We start from the raw sequence: 21,761 nt of genomic DNA on the forward strand, positions 1-21,761 counted from the left end.
GTTAGCAGGAGAGAAGAAGTCCCATGGCTGAAGTTCTCGTCTATGTCGACCACGTGGACGGTGCCGTCCGCAAGCCCACCCTGGAGCTGCTGACGCTGGCCCGCCGGCTCGGCGAGCCCGTCGCCGTCGCGCTCGGCCCCGGCGCCGGGAGCACCGCCCCCGCGCTCGCCGAGCACGGCGCGGTGAAGGTGCTCACCGCCGACGCCGCCGAGTTCGCCGACTACCTCGTCGTACCGAAGGTCGACGCGCTCCAGGCCGCCCATGACGCGGTCTCGCCGGTCGCGGTGCTGCTCCCGTCCTCCGCCGAGGCCAAGGAGATCGCCGCCAGGCTCGCGGTCCGTATCGGCTCCGGGATCATCACCGACGCCATCGACCTGGAGGCCGGCGACCAGGGTCCGGTGGCGACGCAGTCGGTGTTCGCCGCCGCGTTCACCACCAGGACCCGTGTCTCCAAGGGCACCCCGGTCATCACCGTGAAGCCCAACTCGGCCCCCGTCGAGGCCGCTCCGGCCGCCGGCGCCGTCGAGGCCCTGACCGTCTCCTTCTCCGGGCAGGCCACCGGCACGAAGGTCGTCTCCCGTACCCCGCGCGAGTCGACGGGGCGCCCGGAGCTGACCGAGGCCGCGATCGTCGTCTCCGGCGGCCGTGGCGTCAACGGGGCCGAGAACTTCGCGATCATCGAGGCGCTCGCCGACTCCCTCGGCGCGGCCGTCGGTGCCTCCCGCGCCGCCGTCGACGCCGGCTGGTACCCGCACTCCAGCCAGGTCGGCCAGACCGGCAAGTCCGTCTCCCCGCAGCTGTACATCGCCTCCGGCATCTCCGGCGCCATCCAGCACCGCGCCGGTATGCAGACATCCAAGACGATCGTGGCGATCAACAAGGACGCCGAGGCGCCGATCTTCGATCTCGTCGACTACGGAGTCGTCGGCGACCTCTTCGAAGTCGTCCCCCAGCTCACCGACGAGGTCAAGATCCGCAAGGGCTGACCCGCCGATGCCCTGCGGACCCGGGGCCGCGTGGTGATCCTCACCGCGTGGCCCCGCGTCGTTGACGTGGCACGAGCCTGCCGATTAACGTCTTTCAACGGATTGTTGATTCCGTAGAGCGGAAAATTGGAGGGCTGGGCATGGGGCAGCAGGAGAAGGTGGCCACGAGTCTCCCGGACGCGGTCGGCGCGGCCATCGGCGCCTCCCTGGCGTCGGTCGACGCCGAGCTGGCCCGCCGCTACCCCGGCGACCCCGGCACCCGCCAGCCCGTCCACACCGTCTACGTACCCGGCGACGCCTTCGCCGCGGGAACCATCCGCTCCTGGGGCGACCGGGCGCTCGCCACCCTCGACGAACACGCCCCGGACGCCGCCTCGCTGGCACGGGTGCTCGGCCTCTCCGACGAGCTGGCCGGACCGGTGTACGAGCGCGTACGGGACAAGCTGGGCCGGGAGCCCGTCGAGGACCTGCGCATCGACTTCGAGGACGGCTACGGCCCCCGCTCCGGCCACGCGGAGGACGAGGACGCCGCCCGCGCCGCCCGGCTCGTCCACGAGGCGTACCGGAACGGCACCGCCGCCCCGTACATGGGCATCCGGATGAAGTGTCTCGAAGCCGCCGTGCGCGACCGGGCGATCAGGACCCTCGACATCTTCCTGAGCGGACTGATGGCGGCGGGGGGCCTCCCCGAGGGGCTGGTTCTGACGCTTCCCAAGGTCACCTACGCCGAGCAGGTCGCCGCGATGGCCCGGCTCGCCGGGGAGTTCGAGAAGGCGCGCGGCCTGGAGCCGGGCCGGATCGGGTTCGAGATCCAGATCGAGACCAGCCAGTCGATCCTCGCCGCGGACGGCACCGCCACCGTGGCCCGGATGATCGACGCGGCCGGCGGCCGGGCCACCGGGCTGCACTACGGCACCTTCGACTACAGCGCCTGCGTCGGGGTCAGCGCCGCGTACCAGTCCAGCGACCACCCGGCGGCCGACCACGCCAAGGCCGTCATGCAGGTCGCCGCCGCGGGAACGGGCGTACGGGTCTGCGACGGCTCCACCAATGTCCTGCCGGTCGGGCCGACCGCACAGGTCCACGAGGCGTGGCGGCTGCACTACGGCCTCACGAGGCGCGCGCTCGCCCGCGCCTACTACCAGGGCTGGGACATGCACCCGGGCCAGCTGCCGACCCGCTACGCCGCCGTGTACGCCTTCTACCGCGAGGGCCTGGAGCCGGCCGCCGCCCGGCTGGCCGCCTATGCCGCCAAGGCGGGCGGCGATGTGATGGACGAGCCCGCCACCGCCAAGGCGCTCAGCGGCTATCTGCTGCGCGGCCTCGACTGCGGAGCCCTCGACGGCGACGAGGTCACCGGGCTCACCGGCCTGACCCGCGCGGATCTGGAGAGCTTCGCGATCCCGCGCCGAGCGGACCTGACGGTGACGGCTCTTTAGTCGCGCCCCGTCGCTCTACCCCTCCGCCGGCGGCGGGATCTCTCCCGACCCGCGGGCGATCAGCCGTGTCGGCAGCACCACCCGCGACGGCGCGTCGACCGCCCCGTCGAGCCGGTGGAAGAGCCGTTCCGCCGCCGTACGGCCCAGCGTGGCCGCGTCCTGCGCGATGACGGTGACGCCCGGGTCCAGCAGATCGGCCAGTTCGATGTCGTCGAAACCGACCAGGGCGACCGGCCGGTCGTGCGCGGCCAGGACCCGGACCACCGTCACCGTCACACGGTTGTTGCCGGTGAAGATCGCGGTGACCGGCTCGGGCCCCGCGAGCATCGCGACAACGGCGTCACGCACCCGTTCCGGCGCGGTCGTGCCGAGCGAGACCCAGTCCTCGTGCGGGGCGAGCCCCGCGTCCGCCATCGCCGTGCGATAGCCGCGCAGCCGTTCGCTCGCCGTGTGGATCCGGGGCTGGTCGCCGATGAAACCGATCCTGCGATGGCCGTGCGCGATCAGATGGGCGACCCCGGAGCGGGCGCCGCCGAAGCTGTCGGAAAGGACGGCGTCCGCGTCGATCCGGCCGGCCGGCCGGTCCACGAAGACCGTCGCCACCCCGGCCCTGATCTCCGGCTCCAGATAGCGGTGGTCGTGCCCGGCGGGGATCACGATCAGCCCGTCCACCCGGCGCGCGCACAGCGCGAGCACCAACTCCTGCTCGCGGTCCGGGTCCTCCGCGCTCGAACCATTGATCAGCAGCGCGCCGTGGGCGCGGGCGACCTCCTCCACGGCGCGGTTCAGCGGCCCGTAGAAGGGGTCGGCGAGATCCTCCAGCACCAGCCCGATGCTGGCGGTCCTGCCCTTGCGCAGCACGCGCGCCGAGTCGTTGCGGCGAAAGCCGAGCGCGTCGATGGACTCCTGGACCCGGCGCTCGGTGTCGGGTGTGACACCCGGCTCCCCATTGACCACCCGGGAGACCGTCTTGAGCCCTACTCCGGCACGTGCGGCCACATCCTTCATCGTGGGCCTGTTGCCGTAACGGGGCTCGGGGCGGCGGGTGTTGTCGGCCACAGTGCGCTGTCCTGTCGTCGTTGCTTCAGTGTTTCGGTGTTCATTCACCGGTCGCTTTGCCGTGGGTTTGCCTGCCACGGTTGTGGCGTCGAGCATAGGCCCTGGACAACGTTGTCAGGGGAATGGAGACTGTTCATCGACACTGTTCCGTCCATCCCCGGTATACGCGGGGACACCTCATCGCCGGGAGATCCCACACCGATGCATACCGACCCCGTTGCCTCACTCGACATCGGCGGCACCAAGATCGCCGGCGCGTTGGTGGACGGCAACGGCAGGATTCTCGTACGGGCACAACGTCCCACACCCGCGCGGGAGGACGGTGAGACGGTGATGCGCGCTGTCGAGGCGGTCCTCGCCGAGATCTCCGCGTCCCCGCTCTGGGCGTCGGCCACGGCGATCGGTATCGGCAGCGCGGGCCCGGTGGACGCCTCGGCCGGCACGGTCAGCCCGGTCAACGTCGCGGGCTGGCGGGGCTTTCCGCTGGTGGAGCGGGTACGGGCGGCCACCGGCGGACTGCCGGTCACGCTCGTCGGCGACGGTGTCGCCATCACCGCGGCGGAACACTGGCAGGGCGCCGCGCGCGGCTATGACAACGCGCTGTGCATGGTGGTCTCGACGGGGGTCGGCGGTGGGCTCGTGCTGAACGGGAAGCTCCACCCGGGACCCACCGGCAACGCCGGTCACATCGGCCATATCTGTGTGGACCTGGACGGCGATCTCTGCCCGTGCGGCGCTCGCGGCTGTGTGGAACGTATCGCGAGCGGCCCCAATATCGCCCGCAGGGCCCTGGAGGGCGGCTGGCGGCCGGGACCCGACGGTGACACCTCCGCGGCCGCGGTGGCCGCCGCGGCGCGCGCCGGGCATCCGGTGGCGATCGCCTCCTTCGAGCGGGCCGCCCAGGCACTGGCGGCCGGAATCGCCGCGACCGCCACACTGGTCGAGATCCGTATCGCGGTCATCGGCGGCGGAGTGGCGAACGCGGGCGAGGTGCTTTTCGCCCCGCTGCGCCGCTCGCTCCAGGACTACGCCTCGCTCTCCTTCGTCCGGGGCATCAAGATCGCCCCGGCGCTGACCGGGCGGGACGCGGGTCTCGTCGGCGCGGCGGCCGCCGCGGCGCTCGGCGGACGGGACGGCACAACGGCGGCCGCGGTCGGCGGCTGAGCGCCGGGCCCGCGCCGAGGAGCGGTACGGGGAAGGGCCTCAACGGGTCGTCTGGCAGGCCATGCGCTTGCTGCCCCGGAACTTCACGCACAACTCGGTGTCCGTGCCCGCGTCCTCGGCCGGCCACGTGTAGGTCAGCGCCTTGCCGGAACGGGTGGCCGTCGCCGTGTCGATGAGCTGTCCGTTCCGGAACAGGGACACGGCACGGGAGGTGACCTCCCGCGGCGGATTGGTCCAGATCCCGGTGACCGCGTTCCGGCCGCCCTGTCCCTCCAGCCTGATACAGATCTGCGGCCCGGAGAAGTGGTGTGTGCAGGCGCTGCTGTCGGCCGCCGCCGGGGTGGCGGCCAGTGAGACGGCCAGGCCCGCGAGCGCGAGCGTCAGCGCGGACCGCCGGGCGCGCGGAGGCGGGGCGGGCGGAGGCGGAGTGCGCGGAGGCGGGGCGGGCGCGGCCGGTACCGCGGTCATGTCGACTCCCCGGGGCGTACGGGTCACTTGGCGCCGCAGGAGCCCGAGTCGGTCGCCTGGTGGGGTACGACGACGAGGAACACGTCCGAGTCGAGATCCATCACGACCTCGGCCGGAGTGCCCTCGTCCCGCCGCGCCCGCGCGAACTCCTCCGCGGGCCAACTGCCCCGCGGTCCTCCCGCGGGAAATTGCTCAAGCACCGTCCGACGCATTGGTTACCCCCTAGCCTGTGAAGCTTTAAACGATGTTCCCCGGGGTTGTGTTACGGCCCGGCGGGGACATCGGTTCGTACAGAAGACGCCCGAGCGGCTTCAGGACGACTTCCTTCCGGACACAGCTCGGACACGACCGGTCGGCCCGTGCGGGCTCCCCGGTCTGCCGGGGGGTTTCCGGGGCAGGGTCTTGCGGGCAGTCCACTGAGGGCTACGGAAGAGGGGGAACCGTGATCGTCTGGATCAACGGTGCGTTCGGAGCGGGCAAGTCCAGCACCGCACGCGAACTGATCGACCTGATCCCGAACTGCACCCTGTACGAACCCGAGCTGATCGGCGGGCGGCTCGCGGAGCTGCTGCCGCAGAAGCGGCTCGCCGAGGTGACCGACTTCCAGGACCTGCCGATCTGGCGGCGTCTGGTGGTGGACACGGCGGCGGCCCTGCTGGCGGAGGTGGGCGGGGCGCTCGTCGTGCCGATGACCCTGCTGCGCCAGGAGTACAGGGATGAGATCTTCGGCGGGCTCGCCTCGCGTCGTATCCCCGTACGGCACGTGTTGTTGACAACAGATGAAACGATCCTGCGCGGACGGATCGCGGCACGTGAGGCGCGTGCGGACGACCCGGGCGGGGCGGGCGGGCAGGGCGTGGGCGAGCGTGGCAGGCGCCGGGGCGACGCGTACATCGAGCCGTACCGCGCGGCGCTCGGCTGGCTCACCGGTGACGCCCTCGTGATCGACAACACCGGCCTCACGGCGCGCGAGACCGCCATCTGTCTCGCGGAGGCCGTACGGAACGGCTCGGCGGGCGTCCGCGAGATCGTGCAGACGCCCGAGCCGACCGCCGAGACCGTCGCGGCGGGCGTCCTGCTCTTCGACGAGCAGGACCGCGTCCTCCTCGTCGATCCCACGTACAAACCCGGCTGGGAGTTCCCCGGCGGGGTGGTGGAGGCCGGTGAGGCACCCGCCCGCGCCGGGATACGCGAGGTCGCGGAGGAGATAGGGATAGAACTCACCGATGTGCCCGGTCTGCTGGTCGTCGACTGGGAACCGCCGAGGCCGCCGGGGTACGGCGGACTTCGGCTGCTCTTCGACGGCGGCCGGCTGCCCGCCCATCTCGCCGGTCAACTGCTCCTGCCGGGGCCCGAGCTGCGGGGCTGGCGCTTCGTCGGCGAGGAGGAGGCCGGGCGGCTGCTGCCGCCCGCCCGTTACGCGCGGCTGCGCTGGGCCCTGCGGGCCAGGGAGCGCGGGACGGTACTCAACCTGGAGGACGGTATCCCCGTGGGCTGATGGGCCCGGTGGGCTCTCCGCGCTCCCACGGGGCCGACCGCCACGCCGCCACGGGCCCCAGGTCCGCTCAGGTCGGGCCGGTGCGCCCAGGCCGCACGGCCCGGCTCGCCGACCCGCTCACGCCCCGTCAGGCGCCTTTGGACCGCGCGTAGTTGACCAGGAACAGAGCCTCGGAGACCGACAGGCGCTCCAACTCCTCGGGAGAGACACTTTCGTTCACCGCGTGGATCTGCGCCTCGGGCTCGCTCAGCCCGATCAGCAGGATCTCCGCCCGGGGATACAGCTCGGCCAGGGTGTTGCAGAGCGGGATGGAGCCGCCCATTCCCGATGCCTGCATCTCCTGGCCCGGATACGCGACACGCATCGCCTCCGCCATCGCCGTGTACGCGGGGCTGGAGGTGTCCGCGCGGAACGGCTGGCCCTGGCCGATCTGTTCCACCGCGACGCGCGCGCCCCACGGAGTGTGCTTCTCGATGTGCGAGATGAGCAGTTCGGTCGCCTCGGCGGCGTCCTGGCCCGGCGGCACCCGCAGACTGACCGTCGCCCGCGCGCTCGCCTGGATCGACGGGGTGGCGCCCACCACGGGCGGGCAGTCGATGCCCAGTACGGTGACGGCCGGGCGGGCCCAGATCCGGTCGGCGACCGTGCCCTCCCCGATCAGTCCGACGCCGTCGAGCACCTTGGCGTCCTTGCGGAACTCGGCCTCGCCGTAGGCCAGTCCGTCCCAGACGGCGTCCGAGGGCAGCCCGTCCACGGTGGTGGAGCCGTCCTCGGCGCGCAGCGAGTCGAGCACCTTGATGAGCGCGGCGAGCGCGTCGGGCGCCGCTCCGCCGAACTGGCCCGAGTGCAGGTTGCCTTCGAGCGTGTCGACCGAGACCCGGACCATGGTCATGCCGCGCAGCGTGGCCGTGACCGTCGGCAGGCCCAGCTGGAAGTTCCCGGTGTCGCCGACGACGACGGCGTCCGCGGTCAGCAGCTCCGGGTGCGCTTCCGCGTACCGTTCGAGACCGCCGGTGCCCTGCTCCTCCGAACCCTCCACGATCACCTTGACGTTCACCGGCACCCCGCCGTTCGCCTTGAGGGCGCGCAGGGCGAGCAGATGCATCAGGAAGCCGCCCTTGCAGTCGGCCGCCCCGCGTCCGTACCAGCGGCCGTCGCGCTCGGTCAGCTCGAAGGGCGGCGTCACCCAGGCGTCCTCGTCCAGCGGCGGCTGCACATCGTAGTGGGCGTAGAGCAGCACCGTGGGCGCGCCCTCGGGGCCCGCCAGCAGACCGTAGACGGACTGGGTGCCGTCGGGGGTGTCGAGCAGCGCGACCTCCTGGAACCCCTCGGCGCGCAGCGCGTCGGCGACCCAGCCGGCGGCGGCCTCGCACTCGCTCCTGGGGAACACCGCGGGATCCGCCACCGACCGGAAGGACACCAGCTCCGCGAGCTCCGTACGGGCACGAGGCATCAGCGACGCTACGGTCTCGGCGATCGGATTCGCGGTCATGGGCACGCTCCTGGTGGGTACGACGTTGTCTGTGTCGGGTGTACGTCGAAAGTCACTGCCGATCCTCCCACAGCGGGTTCACCGAGCCAGCGCCGTAGGATGCCGTTCGACAGCAGGGGCCACCGGTCGGATCAGGAGCAGAAGCACATCGTGAGCAGCGAGAACGCAGACGCCGGAAGCGAGCACGACGAGCCGGTGTGGGATGTCGTCGTGGTCGGCGCAGGGCCGGCGGGAGCCTCCGCGGCATACGCGGCGGCGGTCGCGGGCCGTCAGGTGCTGCTGGTGGAGAAAGCCCAGTTGCCCCGCTACAAGACCTGCGGGGGCGGAATCATCGGGCCCTCGCGCGACTCACTGCCCCCGGGCTTCGAGTTGCCGTTCCGGGACCGGGTGCACGCGGTGACCTTCTCCCTGAACGGCAAGCTCGCCCGTACCCGCCGCTCCAAGCGCATGCTCTTCGGGCTCATCAACCGCCCTGAGTTCGACGCGAGTCTGGTGGAGCACGCGCAGAAGGCCGGCGCGGTGCTCCGTACCGGCGTGACCGTCTCGCGCGTCGAGCAGCACGGCCCGGCCGTGCCGGACCGCCGTACGGTCGCGGTCGTCCTGGCGGACGGCGAGACGGTGCTGGCGCGCGCCGTGGTGGGCGCGGACGGCAGCGCCAGCCGGATAGGCGCGCATGTCGGAGTGAAGCTGGACCAGGTGGACCTGGGCCTTGAGGCCGAGATTCCGGTACCGCCGACCGTCGCCGAGGACTGGGCGGGCCGGGTGCTCATCGACTGGGGTCCGCTGCCCGGGAGTTACGGGTGGGTGTTCCCGAAGGGGGACACGCTCACCGTGGGGGTGATCTCGGCGCGCGGCGAGGGCGCCGCCACCAAGCGTTATCTGGAGGACTTCATCGCCCGGCTCGGGCTCGCCGGATTCGAGCCCTCCATCTCGTCCGGGCATCTGACCCGGTGCCGCAGCGAGGACTCACCGCTGTCGCGCGGGCGGGTGCTGGTGTGCGGGGACGCGGCGGGCCTCCTCGAACCGTGGACCAGGGAAGGGATCTCCTTCGCCCTGCGCTCCGGGCGGCTCGCGGGGGAGTGGGCGGTACGGATCTCCGAGTCGCACGACGCCGTGGACGCCCGCCGTCAGGCGCTGAACTACGCGTTCGCCATCAAGGCCGGACTCGGTGTGGAGATGGGCGTCGGCCGGCGGATGCTGGCCATCTTCGAGCGCAGGCCGGGACTGCTGCACGCGGCGATCACGGGGCTGCGCCCGGCGTGGAACATGTTCGCGGACATCACCCGCGGCTCGACCACGCTGGCCGGTGCCGTACGGACCCATCCGCTGGCCCGCCGTGCGCTGGATCTGCTGGACCGCAGGCAGCCGAGCGGAACCGGAACGTCGGACAGCGGGACGCAGGAGCCGGGTGTGGCCGGGGTGACGGGTGTCCCGGAGGCGGGCGCCCGGGAGTGAGTGACGGGCTCTGACCGGGAGAGCGGCCGGGAAGGGGACCGGGAGAGCGGCCGGGACCCGGCGAGGTTCCCGTACTCCCCAGGGAGTACATGTGATCACCTCGCCCGGCTGACGCCCGTACGCGCCCGCCGGTCTAGCGTGACCGGTATGGAAGAGCAGCACAGCCGCCCGGGCCTGGCACGTGGCCGGTGGCGGGAAGGGGGCCGGGGACGGCGCGGCGGCCCCCGTTGCCGGCGCGGCGGGCCTCCCTGGGCACGCGGCGACGGCTGGCCGTACGCGGGTGCGCCCTGGGGACAGTACGGACCGCCGTTCCGGTTCCCCGGGGCCCGCCGCCGCGGTCGGCTGCCCTGGCGGTCCTCCCTCTTGCTGGCCGTCTTCGTGCTGGTGGGGACCGCCTTCGCCGCGAACGGCCAGCCCGATCGACAGCCCTTGGACGGCTACGCGCGGCTGCTGCTGCTCGCCGGTCCCGCGCTGCTGCTGTTCCGCCGGAAACACCCCGTCATCACCGTCTTCGGAGTCTCGGCGACCGCGCTCGTGTACGTCGCCGCCGGCTATCCGTACGGACCCGTCTTCCTCACCGTCGCGGTCGCCTGCTCCGCCGCGATCGTCGCGGGTCACCGGCGGGCCGCCTGGTGGGCGGTCGGGGCGCTCTGGGTGGGGCATCTGCTGATCGCGCACTGGCTCTACCGCTGGCTGCCCCCGGCGCACGACCGGCCCGCGCCCTGGGGGCAGGAACTGGTCATCGCGGCCTTCGTGGTCGCCCTCTGCGCCGCTTCCGAACTCGTCCGGGTACGCCATGAGCAGTGGGCCAGGGAGGGCGCCGAGCGCGCGGCGGCCAAGAAGCGCCGGGAGAACGAGGAGCGGCTGCGGATAGCCCGTGAGCTGCATGACGTACTCGCCCACTCCATCTCGGTCATCAACGTCCAGGCGGGTGTGGGGCTCGCCCTGCTCGACTCCGATCCGGAGCAGGCCCGCACCGCCCTGACCACGATCAAGGCGGCGAGCAAGGAGGCCCTCGGCGAGGTACGGCAGGTCCTCGACACCCTCAGAACGCCCGGTGACGCCCCGCGCGCCCCCGCCCCGGGCCTCGACCGGCTGCCCGAGCTGGTCGAACAGGCCGCGAGCGCCGGACTGACCGTCGATATCCGGCGGGACGGGAAGCGGGTGGCGCTGCCACCGGGCACGGATCTGGCCGCCTTCCGGATCGTCCAGGAGGCGCTGACCAATGTGGTGCGCCACTCCGGGTCCCGTACGGCGGAGATCGGCCTCGGTTACGCGCCGGGGCGGCTGGAGCTGCGTGTCGACGACGCGGGTCCTGCCACCGGTGGCGACGCGGGCGGCGGCGGCAACGGTCTTGTCGGCATGCGTGAGCGGGCCGCCGCGCTCGGTGGCACGATCGAGGCCGGTCCGCGTCCGGACGGCGGATTCCGCGTACGGGCCACGCTCCCGCTGAACCCCGACGACTGAACCCCGAGGTCTGAACCCCGAGGTCTGAACAACCCAGGGCCCGCGCCGGGCCCGAACGCCTAGGAGACACCGTGATCCGTGTACTGCTCGCCGACGACCAGTCGCTGGTACGGGCGGGCTTTCGCGCGCTGCTCGCCGCCCAGCCGGACATCGAGGTCGCGGGCGAGGCCGCGGACGGCGAGGAGGCGCTGCTCAGAGTGCGTGAACTGAGCCCCGATGTCGTGCTGATGGACATCAGGATGCCACTGCTCGACGGCCTCGCCGCCACCCGCCGGATCACCGAGGACGCCCGGCTCGACCAGGTGAAGGTGGTCATGCTCACCACCTTCGAACTCGACGAGTACGTCTTCGAGGCGATCCGCTCCGGCGCCTCCGGATTCCTTGTCAAGGACACCGAACCGGAGGAACTGCTGCGCGCGGTCAGGGCGGTGGTGGGCGGCGACGCGCTGCTGTCACCTGGAGTCACCCGCCGGCTCATCGCGGAGTTCGCGTCCCGCTCCAAGGCGCCGACGGGCCTCGCGGAGCTGGGCGCGCTCACCGAGCGGGAGCGGGAGGTGATGGCGCTGGTCGGGATCGGTCTCTCCAACGAGGAGATCGCCCGCCGACTGGTCGTCAGCCCCCTCACGGCCAAGACGCATGTCAGCAGGACAATGGTGAAGCTCGGCGCCCGCGACCGGGCCCAACTGGTCGTCCTCGCCTATGAGTCGGGGCTGGTACGGCCGGGCTGGCTCGGCTGATCGGTCCGCGTGCCCGGCTGCCGGCCCGGGAGTTGTCCCGGTGCGCCCGGTCCGGACCGCGGGAAGCGCCACAGGACCTGAACGACACGCCCCACGAACGCGAGACCCGCTGCTACGGCGGCGACCTGCCCGAACACGTCCGGCAGGTCGAAGTACCACGCGGGTCCCGCGATGACGCCGTACACCAGCGCCGCCGCGAACGCACCCGTCAGTACGGCGAAGCCGATCTCGACCGTGATGGCGTCCCGTTCCGCGTTGCCGCGCGTGGTTCCCCCGATCCGTGTCCCCATGGCCCGAGTCTGAACTCGCCCGGGTCCCGGGGCAAGACGCCACTCCACAGAGGAGTCCGCTCTCAGGCGCGGTGGGGGTGCGCCGAACCCTGCGTGTGACGCAGCAGCCGTACGAACGCCCCGATGGCCGCCGCCTGGATCAGCACCGAGAGCACGAGCGCGGGATAGAGGAATCCGGCGGACTCCGCGACCGCGTCGCCCAACAGCCCGCCGCCGACGAAGAACCCGAAGATGGTGGGCGCGGCGAGGAAGAACAGCCACACCCCGGCGAACGAGGCGTCCTCGTGGTGGACGAAGAGGGTGTCGGCCGCGACGAACACCGTCGCCGCGGCGACCAGGCCCAGATAGACCTGCGACGCGCGATTGCCGAAGGTCAGCCGCGCGAGTCCGGTGAGCCGTCCTGAGTTCATTGCTCGTTCTCCCCTGAAGTGGTGGTCCCTCCAGGGTGATTCAGCCCGAACGGATGTGCCTGAGTACGGCTACTCATCCGCCGGGCGCGCGAACTCAGGCCGGTTCCGCCGACGCGTTCCGCGCCGAGTAGCCGATGAGCGCGGCGGCGCCCGCCAGCAGGGCCACCGTGGTCAGGGCGAGCGGCAGCGTGAACCAGTCGGCGAGGAAGCCGATCGCGGGCGGCCCCAGCAGCATCCCGCCGTATCCCAGGGTGGAGGCGGCGGCGACCCCACCGGGTCCCGCCAGCGCCCCCGCGCGGCCGATGGCGACGGGAAAGATATTGGCGAGGCCGAGACCGGCCACGGCGAAGCCGGCCAGGGCCTGCCAGGCGGTGGGGGCGAGCGCGCCGACCAGCATGCCGAGCGCGGCCGTGACGCCTCCCGCGACGAGGGCGCGGGTCTGGCCGAGGCGCTCCAGCAGGACCGTACCGGACAGCCGACCCGCCGTCATGGCGAGGGCGAAGAGCGAGTAACCGGCCGCCGCCAGACCAGGGGTCGCGTCCAGGTCCTGGGTGAGATGGAGCGCGCTCCAGTCGGCCATGGCGCCCTCGCCGTACGCCGTGCACAGGGCGATCACACCGAAGAGAAGGACCAGGCGCCGGGTGCGACGGTCGAGCCGTCGAGGAGGGGACGCCGTCCCCGCCGCGGTCGCCCCCGGCCCCGTGCGCTCCGGGACGGGCGCCGGGTGCCGCAGCAGCGTGGGGCCGGTGACGGCGGTGACGAGCAGACCGGCCCCGGTCAGGAGGGACAGATGGACGGCGGGGGAGAGGCCGCCCGCGACCAGCCCGCCCAGTCCCGCCCCGATCATGCCGCCCAGGCTGAACGCGGCGTGGAAGCTGGAGATGACCGGGCGGCGCAGGGCGGCCACGAGGTCTACGGCCGCGCTGTTCATCGCGACGTTCAGGCCGCCGTAGGCGGCGCCGAACACCAGCAGCACCAGACCGAGGGTCAGGGCCGAGTGGGTCTGCGGCGGCAGCACGATGCTGAACGAGAGCAGTACGGCACACACCACCGTCACCGGATGGCTGCCGAAGCGCCGGCAGAGTCGGCCGGTGAACACCATCGTCACGACCGCGCCCGCGGAGATACCGAGCAGCGCGAGTCCGAGAGCGCTCGCCGAGGCTCCCGTCTGCTGCTTGATGGCGGGGATACGGACCACCCAGCCGGCGAACATGAAACCGTCGAGGGCGAAGAACACGGTCAGCGCGATACGGAGGCGGGACAGCGAGGACCGGGAGCCGGGTTCTCCGGCTCCCGGTCCTCGCGAGAAGGCCGTCGTTACTTTGTTTAGGTGCGGCACAAAGTGAGCATAGGGGCCCCGGCGCGTCCTCACAAGCCGTCGGCATCGCGCGACGGGCCGTCGGCATCGGTCGCGGATCATGGGAGACTCGCCCCCATGAACGGCAAGGGGACGACCGCCAGGACGAGGCTGGAGAGAGGCCGCGGCGCACTCGGTCCGGCACTGGAACTGGTGCACACCGGCCGAGCGCCCACCCGCGCGGTACTGACCGCGGAGCTGGGGGTCACCCGGGCCACGGCGGGTGCGGTCGCCGCGGAGCTGGAGGCCCTCGGTCTGATCCGGGTCGACTCCCGTCCCGGCGCCGGCGCCGGTTCCCAGGGCAGGCCCTCGCACCGGCTGTCCGTCGACGACAAGGGGCCCGTCGCGCTCGCGGCACAGGTCCACGCGGACGGCTTCCGGGCCGCGTTGGTCGGGCTCGGCGGCCGGATCGTCGCCACCGCGCCCGTGCGGAGCACGGTCACCGCCGATCCGGCACAGGTCCTGGGGGAGGTCGTGGAGGCCGGGGCGGGGCTGCTGCGCGCCACCGGGCTGCGCTGTGTCGGCGCGGGGCTCGCCGTACCGTCGGCGGTCGCCGAGCCGGAGGGCACGGCGCTCAACCCGCTGCACCTCGCCTGGCCCGCCGGGGCGCCGGTACGGGAGATCTTCGCCGAGCGGGTACGCGCGGCGGGCATCGAGGGCCCCGCGTTCACCGGCAACGACGTCAACCTCGCCGCGCTCGCCGAGCACCGGCACGGCGCGGGACGCGGCGCCCAGCATCTGCTCTGTGTCGCGACCGGACACCGGGGGGTCGGTGGCGCGCTGGTGCTCGACGGCAGGCTGCACACCGGCAGTGCGGGCCTCGCCCTTGAGGTCGGCCATCTCACGGTCAACCCCGAGGGCCGGCCCTGCTATTGCGGCAGCAAGGGCTGTCTCGATGTCGAGGCCGACCCGCTCGCCTTCCTCACCGCGGCCGGGCGGGCCCCCGGCCCCGAGGTCTCGCTGCTCCAGCAGGCCCGTGATCTGCTCCGTACGGAGCACGCGGACCCCGCCGTACGCGGAGCCACCGAGGAGCTGATCGACCGGCTGGGCCTCGGGCTGGCGGGGCTGGTCAATATCCTCAACCCCGACCGCATCATCCTCGGCGGACTCCACCGGGAACTGCTCGACGCGGACCCGGAACGGCTGCGCGCCGTCGTCGCTGACCGTAGTTTGTGGGGCCGCAGCGGCGGCGTACCCATCCTGCCCTGCACCCTCGACCACAACAGCCTGGTGGGCGCGGCCGAGGTGGCGTGGCAGCCGGTGCTGGACGATCCGCTCGGCGCGCTGGCTCCGTGACCGGCCGGAGGTGAGACGCGGGCGTCCGTACCGCGTTCGGGCTCATGGCGCGCCGAAAGGTGGCCGTGCCTGGGCGCGGTGGGCCGTTCGGGTGGTTCGGGGATCCGTGCCGGTCAGCTGAGCGCGGCCGATCTGGCCCAGGCGTGCCCGTACTCCCTGGTCATGGCGCCGAACTCGGCCCCGGGAAAGGGGCCGTCCGTCGTCGCGCCGTACACCGGGCGCAGGGGCAGGGCGCGTGCGGCGGGCGGCGCGGGGAGGGTGAACCAGATGCTCTTTCCCGTGTCCCCCCGGGCGCGTATGCCCCAGCTTTCGCTCACCGCCGCTATCAGGGCGAGACCGCGTCCGCCGGTATCGAACAGACTCGCGTCGCGGACCGTGGGGAGCCGTGGATCGTGATCGCTGACCGAGACTATGAGTCGTTCGAGCAATAGTTCGACATCGACAGTGCACCGTTTGTCCGGCTGTGCGTGCCGGTGGACGTTGGTGAGCAGCTCGGTGACACCGAGCGCCGCGTAGTCGATCAAGGGATCGAGATGCCAGTAGCGCAATTGCGCCGAAATTATTCTGCGGACCTGTCCGATCCGCGACGGCAGGGCTTGGAGCTCCACCGTGCAGTGCCTGCTGGGCTGGCTGATCACGGCCACGACTCCCCGAAATGAGGTCCCGAAGAAGACGAAGATCGGATCCGGCAGCGGACGCGCTGCTGATCCCGTCCGGCGGGGGGCTGAATCGTAGCGTCACCACCGGTCGACCCTGAGTGAGGTGAGATCAGAGTGAACCCAGGGGTCAGGCTTCGCAACTCGGGCAGACCGGACCGCCGTTCGCGGCGAATTTCCGGTTTATACCGGAAAAATTCCGGACAGATGCCCAGCGGATCGAGGCACCTTCCGCGAGGCTCAGGTTTTGCTGTGGCTCGCCCTGCTGACGGTGTCCATGAAGCGCCCGGCGAGCGCTGTCGCGTCGGGCCTGCGACCGCGCTGGCCCATGGTCAGCCGGTAGCGGATCCCGTTCACGGTGGCGACCGCGCTACCGCTGCCCGCGAACCACGGCTTGGCCGTGCTCACGGCCCGCAGGGGCGCGCTGTCGATCACCCGGCCGTAGCTGGTCAGCAGGGCCAGTCTGCCGTCCTGGATCAGGACCTGGCCGGCCCTGGTGAGTGAGCGGGGCCATCGCTCGATCCGTACCCCGCGCGCGCTGAACTCCGGCTCAGCCATGGCTCTTCAGCCCCCTCCGTACCCGTTCCCCGTGCCCAGGTCCCCTCAAGTCCCCTCCAGGCAGTGTGCACAAGTATGCGGGCGGGCACCAGAGCGCGTTTCCGGCGGGGGCCAGAAGTGATCGCTATGGCTGCCCAAAGTCAACGTTTGCGCAGGTGGTGGCGGTACCTTTGGGGAACGGGGACCGGTTCGACGGACGAGGAACGGTACGTATGACTGGACGGGACGGAACCGGCACGGACGGGACGACGACGCCCCCGGACGGCCGGGCGACGGCGACCGTCGACGTGGACCGCAGCGATCCCGCCTACCGGGCATGGCTCAAAGAAGCCGTACGGAAGGTCCAGGCCGACGCCAATCGTTCCGCCGATACCCACCTGTTGCTCTTCCCGCTGCCCGAGCGGTGGGGAATCGATCTGTATCTGAAGGACGAGTCGACCCATCCGACCGGCAGCCTCAAGCACCGGCTCGCCCGCTCGCTCTTCCTCTACGGGCTGTGCAACGGCTGGATCAGGCCCGGCGCACCGGTGATCGAGGCGTCCAGCGGCTCGACGGCCGTGTCCGAGGCGTACTTCGCGAAGCTGATCGGGGTGCCGTTCATCGCCGTGATGCCGCGCACGACCAGTGCGGAGAAGTGCCGGCTCATCGAATTCCACGGCGGGCGCTGCCACTTTGTCGACGACTCCCGGAAGCTGTACGAGGAGTCGGCCGAGCTGGCGGCCAGGACCGGCGGCCACTACATGGATCAGTTCACCTACGCGGAGCGCGCCACCGACTGGCGCGGCAACAACAACATCGCCGAATCGATCTACCAGCAGCTGAGGCTGGAGCGCTATCCGGTGCCCACGTGGATCGTCGCCACGGCAGGCACCGGCGGTACCTCCGCGACCATCGCGCGCTACGTCCACTACATGCAGTTCGACACCCGTATCTGCGTCCCCGACCCGGAGAACTCCTGCTTCTTCGACGGCTGGACCCGGCACGACGCGCAGGCGTGCAGCGAGCGCGGCTCCCGGATCGAGGGCATCGGCCGGCCCCGGATGGAGCCGAGCTTCGTACCCGGCGCCATCGACCGGATGATGAAGGTGCCCGACGCGGCGAGCGTCGCCGCCGTGCGCGCCCTGGAGCGGGCCATCGGACGCAAGGCGGGCGGCTCCACCGGCACCGGGCTGTGGAGCGCGCTGAAGATCGTCGCGGAGATGGTCGCGGAGGGGCGCCAGGGCAGTGTGGTCACCCTGCTCTGCGATCCGGGCGACCGCTATCTCGACAAGTACTACTCGGACGCGTGGCTGGCCGAACAGGGCCTGGACATCGCGCCGTACACGGCGACGCTCGACCGCTTCCTGGAGAGCGGCGTCTGGCCGGACTGACGGCCGCCGTACCGCGTCCGGTTCTCTCAGCCCACCGCCCGGAGGCTGCCCCCGCCGGTGAGCCGCGCCGACAGCCGTACGGAACCCTCTCGGGGCGCCCGTACCGCCAGCGTCGTCGCCGACGTCTTCGCCCGTACGCTGCCGGTGGCCTCGATCCGCGTGATGTCGCGGCTGCCCGCCGCGAGCAGGAACCACTTCCCGGAGGGCGAGCGCCAGCGCGTCCCGGCCAGGATGTGCGGCCCGAACCTGCCGCAGGACGCGGTGTTCTCAGCCTCGGCCACCACCGTTCCCGGCGTCGTGGGCACGGGCGCTGGCCGCTGGAACTGCACCAGGATCCGGCCCGGACCGCGCCAGGTGTCGGCGCGGGTGCAGACCCAGGTGGACCGGCCGGCCGATTCCGGGAGCGACTGCTCGGCGAACGCCCAGTTGTTGACGTCCCGTACGCCGGAACCGCGCAGGTCCCGCAGCGAGCACGCGGTACGTGCCCAGCTGAGCAGCGCCGGTTCGCCGGTCACCTCCCTCGGGCGGCGTGCGGGCGCGCCGGTGCCGGGTGGCGGGGTGTAGGTGAGATGCGCCGGGGCCGTCTCGCCGAGGTCCGTGACGAGGAACGAGTGCCGCTCCACGATCCTCTCCGAGGAGCGCAGCACCAGCGCCGGCCAGGCCACGCAGTCGCCGCCGGACGCCGGGGCCGCTACGGCGGCGGTCACGCCGTCGGCGCTGACCCCGAGGCTCCGGGCGGGGGCGTCGGGTGCCAGCAGATCCCGGGTGGCCGCCCCCGCGATCCACGGGGCGAGCAGATAGCGGGCCCCGTCCGGGGTACGGCTGACCGTGAGCGCGGCGGCGGTCGTCATGTCGGCCTGGTCGGCACGGGCGAAGTCCAGGGACGGCGCGTCGCGGTCGGGCATCGGCACCCCTCGGTTCTCCGAGTCCGGCAGGGACGCCGAGTCCGGCAGTGCGGCCCCCTCCGGCAGCGGTCCCCGCTTCGGCAGCGGCACCCGCTTCGAAACCGGCTCCGCGTACCGTACGATCCGCTGCCCGTCGTGGAGCAGGACCACCGCCGTCCCGTCCTGGTCGCCCGCGTACAGCAGCCGCGGCGGCTGCGTGGGCGGCGCCGCAGTGGTGCCCGGAGTGGCGGACACCCGCACGGCGGGCCCCGGGCCGCCCCAGACGCGCAGCGCGCGCTTCAGCAGCGCGGTGTCGTCCGTACGGCCGCCCCTGGCGGGCCAGACGGAGAAGTCGATCCGGGAGGTGCCGGTCCACGCCGCCTCCGGCGCGCGTTCCAGCAGCGCCGGATCGAGAGCGCGGGCGAGCGCCGCCGTACCGGTCGGACCATAGAGTGCGCCGTCGCCGTGGGCTCCGGCGACGGGTCGTTCCGGAGGGCCGTCCTCGGGCAGGGACACCGCGAGCACCGTCCCGGCCAGCGCGATCGCGACGGCCGCCCCGGCGATCCGCGACCGCTGTCTGCGCCGCAGCAGATCGGTCGGCCGGGTCTGCACCGTACAGGGGTCGAACTCCGAGGTACCGAGCAGCTTTCCGGCGCGGCCGTCCCGATGGGCCGCGAGCCGCTGCGCCGTACGCACGGCGGCGGCCGGGTCCGCCACCCCCGCGTCCTCAAGCAGCGCGCGGACCGCCTGTTCGGACAGACCCTCAAGCACGCGCAGGGCGAGCGCGGCGCGCGCCGGCGCGTTGACCGTGGACAGGGCCTGGTCCAGGGCGAGTTCGTCGGTGCCGCCGGCCCTGGGGAAGAGCCGCAGCCCCACGACGAGCGGCAGGCCGGTCCGCGGCCGGACCGCCCGTACTCGCCACCAGGGGGACGGCTGCTCATGGGTGAGCGCGGCACGCAGCACCTGACCCCGTAGCCAGGCGAAGGCGGAGCCGCTCGGCATGCGCTGACCGGGCACCCGCGCCCGCGAGTCGCTTTTGCGCGCGCCCGGCAGCACATGCTGGACGGTGGCGTGCGCGGTGAGGACGCGTCGATGACGGCCCAGCGCGGGAGGGAGGGTGAGATAGGCCAGCCGGACCAGCCGAGGGTAGTGCTCGACGAGGGCGGCCTCGGCGTCATCGACGCCTGGACGCGGGCCCGTTGCGGCGTTGTCGGTCGGCTGTCGGTGGCTCGGCATGGGGACGGTGCCCTTCCGCATGTGCTGACGCGTCGTCGCGTCTTCGCTCGGCGCTGCTCATCAGGCCAAACGAGCGAGGAGTGCGAAGGATGCGAAGGTCATCGTAGGAGTGACCATGTCCGTTCCATGAGGCGGAAGTTGACGCCCTCCCGGTTGACACCGCGCGTGGTGGACGGATCATCGGTGGTGGACAGATCATCGGCCCCGCAGCAGCCGGTCGACGACGCGGCCGAACACCGTCCGTCCGGCCCGTGCGGTCAACGGGGCGAGCGGCCCGGGCAGCAGACCGATCCGCAACTCCTCCTCCCAACGCACCCGCGTCGCGGCGCCCTCCTCCCGCACGTGGATCTCGGCCCAGCCCGTGATGGCCCGGCCGCGCTTCTCCAGCCGGCAGTGACCGGGCACGCCCGGCGCGGGCGGCTGCCAGCGGACGACCTCCATCGGATCGTCGAAGCCGGCCCGGCCGATTCCGGTGCGGGCGACGAAGACGGTTCCGACGCGGGTGGGGCCCGGGGTCAGCACGGCGATCCTCGTCAGCGGCACCTGGTCCGCGTGGGCCGGCCAGTCGGTGAGCCGCCGCCAGACCTCGTCGGCGGACAGCGGTGAGGTGCGGTCGATACGGAAGGCGCTCACCCGGCGATCGTAAGCCGCGCACCACGGACCGCACGCAGGCCCGCACGGATCGCCCGCATGCCCGCACGCACGCACGCCCCGCACGTATCGCCCGCACGCCCCGCACGCCCCGCACGTATCGCCCGCACGCCCCGCGTGGATCGCCCGATCCGTGCGCGTGCGCGGTCAGTCGTCCTGCGGAACAGACCCTTCCGCGGACTCGCCCGCCACCACCAGCCCCGGCAGATACTCGGCGATCTCCGCGCGGGCCGCGGCCGACAGCCCCGAGTCCGTCACCAGCGTGTCGACCTGCTCCAGCGTCGCGAAGGAACTCAGCCCGACGGTGCCCCACTTGGTGTGGTCGGCGACCACCACCCGGCGCGCGGACCGTACGAAATGCCGGTTGGTCTCCGCCTCCCCGAGGTTCGGGGTGGACAGCCCGGCCTCGGCGGAGATGCCGTGCACGCCGAGGAAGAGCACATCGAAGTGGAGCGAGCGGATCGCCTGGTCCGCCACCGGGCCGACCAGCGAGTCCGACGGCGTACGGACCCCTCCCGTGAGCACCNCACCCGGCGCGCGGACCGTACGAAATGCCGGTTGGTCTCCGCCTCCCCGAGGAAGAGCACATCGAAGTGGAGCGAGCGGATCGCCTGGTCCGCCACCGGGCCGACCAGCGAGTCCGACGGCGTACGGACCCCTCCCGTGAGCACCACCATGGCCGCCCCGGGCCGCTGCCCGCCCGCGCCCCCGACGGCCCGCTGGCCCGTGTGGAACACATCGGCGACTCGCGTCGAGTTGGTCACCACGGTCAGATCCGGTACGTCCAGCAGATGGTGGGCCAGGGCGTATGTGGTCGTACCGCCGGACAGCGCGATGGCGCTGCCGGGCACCGCCATGGCCGCCGCCGCACGCGCGATGTCCTCCTTGGCGGTCAGCTCAAGCGCCGACTTCGCCTCGAAGCCCGGTTCGTGGGTACTGGCCTCGATCACCGGCACCGCGCCGCCGTGCACCTTCTCGATGACACCCTGGCGGGACAGCGCGTCCAGATCCCGGCGCACGGTCATGTCGGAGACGCTGAGCCTGCGCGTCAGCTCGTTGACCCGGACCCCGCCGCGCCTGCGCACCTCGTCCAGGATCAGGGCACGGCGCTGCTCCGCGAGAAGATTCTGGTTGTCGCTCACCGCAGTGCCGGTCCTTCCGCGTCGTGTTCGATCGTCAGGGGCCTCATACTCCCACGCGGTTCCGGCGCCCGCCGCAGTGGTTGACGGGGCGGAGGGGAGGGGAGGTTCAGTGAGGGCCGGGGACGGCCCGCCGTCGTGCCGAGTCT

At 72.4% G+C, this 21,761-nt stretch carries 22 protein-coding genes; 9 read left to right on the forward strand and 13 right to left on the reverse strand.

From position 1 onward, the window contains the following. The first annotated feature begins 23 nt into the window (after positions 1-23). Both M1203_RS08250 and M1203_RS08255 read left to right on the forward strand, forming a co-directional pair. The gene (locus M1203_RS08250; RefSeq protein WP_249948873.1) at positions 24-986 is read left to right on the forward strand and encodes an electron transfer flavoprotein subunit alpha/FixB family protein; all 963 of its coding nucleotides are present in this window, start codon (positions 24-26) and stop codon (positions 984-986) included. A 140-nt stretch (positions 987-1,126) separates the two neighbouring features. After that, positions 1,127-2,425, forward strand: a complete 1,299-nt coding sequence (locus M1203_RS08255) for an aldolase/citrate lyase family protein (protein ID WP_249948874.1) — start codon at positions 1,127-1,129, stop codon at positions 2,423-2,425. 15 nt (positions 2,426-2,440) lie between these two features. Here M1203_RS08255 and M1203_RS08260 read toward each other — a convergent pair whose 3' ends face one another. Further along, positions 2,441-3,433 (reverse strand): LacI family DNA-binding transcriptional regulator, encoded by a 993-nt coding sequence (locus M1203_RS08260; RefSeq protein WP_283958388.1) that lies wholly within the window; start codon positions 3,431-3,433, stop codon positions 2,441-2,443. A gap of 252 nt (positions 3,434-3,685) precedes the next feature. Between M1203_RS08260 and M1203_RS08265 the strand changes: the two genes are divergently transcribed. Further along, entirely contained in the window at positions 3,686-4,648 is a 963-nt protein-coding gene (locus M1203_RS08265; RefSeq protein WP_249948876.1) for an ROK family protein, read from the forward strand. A gap of 39 nt (positions 4,649-4,687) precedes the next feature. Here M1203_RS08265 and M1203_RS08270 read toward each other — a convergent pair whose 3' ends face one another. Beyond that, entirely contained in the window at positions 4,688-5,116 is a 429-nt protein-coding gene (locus M1203_RS08270; protein WP_249948877.1) for a hypothetical protein, read from the reverse strand. A 23-nt stretch (positions 5,117-5,139) separates the two neighbouring features. Beyond that, entirely contained in the window at positions 5,140-5,328 is a 189-nt protein-coding gene (locus M1203_RS08275) for a hypothetical protein (protein ID WP_249948878.1), read from the reverse strand. A gap of 230 nt (positions 5,329-5,558) precedes the next feature. Here M1203_RS08275 and M1203_RS08280 point away from each other — a divergent pair, with 230 nt between their 5' ends. After that, positions 5,559-6,614, forward strand: coding sequence for an NUDIX hydrolase (locus M1203_RS08280; RefSeq protein WP_249948879.1), 1,056 nt, complete (start codon positions 5,559-5,561; stop codon positions 6,612-6,614). A gap of 127 nt (positions 6,615-6,741) precedes the next feature. Here M1203_RS08280 and M1203_RS08285 read toward each other — a convergent pair whose 3' ends face one another. After that, positions 6,742-8,106, reverse strand: a complete 1,365-nt coding sequence (locus tag M1203_RS08285; RefSeq protein WP_249948880.1) for a dipeptidase — start codon at positions 8,104-8,106, stop codon at positions 6,742-6,744. Positions 8,107-8,256: 150 nt separating this feature from the next. On the opposite strand from M1203_RS08285, the gene M1203_RS08290 reads away from it, so the two are divergent. The 3 genes from M1203_RS08290 to M1203_RS08300 all read left to right on the forward strand — a co-directional run bounded on the left by M1203_RS08290 (position 8,257) and on the right by M1203_RS08300 (position 11,765). After that, the gene (locus tag M1203_RS08290; RefSeq protein ID WP_374402391.1) at positions 8,257-9,561 is read left to right on the forward strand and encodes a geranylgeranyl reductase family protein; all 1,305 of its coding nucleotides are present in this window, start codon (positions 8,257-8,259) and stop codon (positions 9,559-9,561) included. 147 nt (positions 9,562-9,708) lie between these two features. Continuing rightward, positions 9,709-11,028, forward strand: a complete 1,320-nt coding sequence (locus M1203_RS08295; protein WP_249948882.1) for a sensor histidine kinase — start codon at positions 9,709-9,711, stop codon at positions 11,026-11,028. A 71-nt stretch (positions 11,029-11,099) separates the two neighbouring features. Continuing rightward, positions 11,100-11,765, forward strand: a complete 666-nt coding sequence (locus M1203_RS08300) for a response regulator transcription factor (protein ID WP_249948883.1) — start codon at positions 11,100-11,102, stop codon at positions 11,763-11,765. On the opposite strand, the gene M1203_RS08305 is transcribed toward M1203_RS08300, so the two are convergent. The 3 genes from M1203_RS08305 to M1203_RS08315 all read right to left on the reverse strand — a co-directional run bounded on the left by M1203_RS08305 (position 11,726) and on the right by M1203_RS08315 (position 13,804). Next, the gene (locus M1203_RS08305) at positions 11,726-12,055 is read right to left on the reverse strand and encodes a DUF6332 family protein (RefSeq protein WP_249948884.1); all 330 of its coding nucleotides are present in this window, start codon (positions 12,053-12,055) and stop codon (positions 11,726-11,728) included. The genes M1203_RS08300 and M1203_RS08305 overlap by 40 nt on opposite strands. 62 nt (positions 12,056-12,117) lie before the next feature. Continuing rightward, positions 12,118-12,465, reverse strand: coding sequence for an SCO4225 family membrane protein (locus tag M1203_RS08310; RefSeq protein ID WP_249948885.1), 348 nt, complete (start codon positions 12,463-12,465; stop codon positions 12,118-12,120). 94 nt (positions 12,466-12,559) lie between these two features. Then, complete coding sequence (locus M1203_RS08315) at positions 12,560-13,804, reverse strand: MFS transporter (protein WP_249948886.1); 1,245 nt, start codon at positions 13,802-13,804, stop codon at positions 12,560-12,562. 96 nt (positions 13,805-13,900) lie between these two features. Between M1203_RS08315 and M1203_RS08320 the strand changes: the two genes are divergently transcribed. Beyond that, positions 13,901-15,118, forward strand: a complete 1,218-nt coding sequence (locus tag M1203_RS08320; RefSeq protein WP_249948887.1) for an ROK family protein — start codon at positions 13,901-13,903, stop codon at positions 15,116-15,118. A 113-nt stretch (positions 15,119-15,231) separates the two neighbouring features. Here the strand turns inward: M1203_RS08320 and M1203_RS08325 are convergent, their stop codons facing one another. Together M1203_RS08325 and M1203_RS08330 are read right to left on the reverse strand one after the other, a co-directional pair. Beyond that, complete coding sequence (locus M1203_RS08325; protein ID WP_249948888.1) at positions 15,232-15,756, reverse strand: ATP-binding protein; 525 nt, start codon at positions 15,754-15,756, stop codon at positions 15,232-15,234. A 258-nt stretch (positions 15,757-16,014) separates the two neighbouring features. After that, positions 16,015-16,332, reverse strand: coding sequence for a hypothetical protein (locus tag M1203_RS08330; protein ID WP_249948889.1), 318 nt, complete (start codon positions 16,330-16,332; stop codon positions 16,015-16,017). Between the two features lie 212 nt (positions 16,333-16,544). Here M1203_RS08330 and M1203_RS08335 point away from each other — a divergent pair, with 212 nt between their 5' ends. After that, on the forward strand, positions 16,545-17,702 hold the full coding sequence (locus M1203_RS08335) for a PLP-dependent cysteine synthase family protein (protein ID WP_249948890.1): 1,158 nt from the start codon (positions 16,545-16,547) through the stop codon (positions 17,700-17,702). 26 nt (positions 17,703-17,728) lie between these two features. On the opposite strand, the gene M1203_RS08340 is transcribed toward M1203_RS08335, so the two are convergent. The 4 genes from M1203_RS08340 to M1203_RS08355 all read right to left on the reverse strand — a co-directional run bounded on the left by M1203_RS08340 (position 17,729) and on the right by M1203_RS08355 (position 21,615). Then, positions 17,729-19,822 carry a hypothetical protein gene (locus M1203_RS08340; protein WP_249948891.1) on the reverse strand — a complete coding sequence of 698 codons (2,094 nt, stop codon included), beginning with the start codon at positions 19,820-19,822 and terminating at the stop codon, positions 17,729-17,731. 195 nt (positions 19,823-20,017) lie between these two features. Continuing rightward, positions 20,018-20,455 (reverse strand): SRPBCC family protein, encoded by a 438-nt coding sequence (locus M1203_RS08345; RefSeq protein ID WP_249948892.1) that lies wholly within the window; start codon positions 20,453-20,455, stop codon positions 20,018-20,020. A gap of 165 nt (positions 20,456-20,620) precedes the next feature. Next, positions 20,621-20,872 carry a hypothetical protein gene (locus tag M1203_RS08350; RefSeq protein ID WP_374402535.1) on the reverse strand — a complete coding sequence of 84 codons (252 nt, stop codon included), beginning with the start codon at positions 20,870-20,872 and terminating at the stop codon, positions 20,621-20,623. Beyond that, entirely contained in the window at positions 20,767-21,615 is an 849-nt protein-coding gene (locus M1203_RS08355; RefSeq protein ID WP_374402400.1) for a DeoR/GlpR family DNA-binding transcription regulator, read from the reverse strand. Before M1203_RS08355 ends, M1203_RS08350 begins: the two co-directional genes overlap by 106 nt. Between the last annotated feature and the right edge of the window lie 146 nt (positions 21,616-21,761).

It is taken from the genome of Streptomyces sp. 35G-GA-8 (assembly GCF_023534745.1).
Taxonomy (GTDB): Bacteria; Actinomycetota; Actinomycetes; order Streptomycetales; family Streptomycetaceae; genus Streptomyces.